This window comes from Burkholderia sp. BCC1640, from assembly GCF_902833125.1.
In the GTDB taxonomy this organism is placed as follows: Bacteria; Pseudomonadota; Gammaproteobacteria; order Burkholderiales; family Burkholderiaceae; genus Burkholderia; species Burkholderia diffusa.
Genome location: NZ_CADFEF010000132.1, coordinates 1 through 557, shown reverse-complemented (window position 1 = coordinate 557; position 557 = coordinate 1). Strand labels below are relative to the sequence as shown.

The window sequence follows — 557 nt, the reverse complement described above, 5'->3', positions numbered from 1 at the left end:
CACCGGCAGGCCGGTGTGTCGCTGCTCGTCGAGGAAAACGCCGCGCGAGCGGACAAGTCGACGAACGGCATCGACTATCGCTGGGGCGAGCATTACGAGACGCCGGAGGAAGGTCAGCAGATCGCCCGTCGCCGCCACGAGGAGTATCTAGCCGCGCAGATCACCTTCAACGGCACGGGCAATCCGTTCTGGCTCGAAGCGGGTGAGGTGATGCGCGTCGACCCGGTTCAGGCCGATGCGAAGCACGGGATCTTCATCACGTCGGTCGAATCGCGCGGCGGGCGCAGCGACGCGTATTGGGTGAGCTTCGAGGGAATTGCGTCGGACCGGGTCTGGCGTACGCCGATGGGCTCGATCGAGCGACCGGCCATCGACGGCATCCTGCCGGCCCGCGTTACGTCACCGGGCGACTACAAGTACGCGTACCTGACGGAGCAGGGCTGGTACGTGATCAAGCTGCCGTTCGACCTCGATGAGTGGAGTCCGGGTGGCACGAGTCGGCCGGTGCGGTTCGCGAAGCCGTATAGCGGCGACAACTATGGGCATCACTTCCCGCT

General features: G+C 65.4%; 1 protein-coding gene. It reads left to right on the top strand.

The window, feature by feature from the left end; genetic code table 11:
- Nucleotides 1–557 (top strand): contractile injection system protein, VgrG/Pvc8 family (locus HWX25_RS32845; protein WP_244138837.1); only part of this gene is annotated, 557 nt, incomplete at both ends.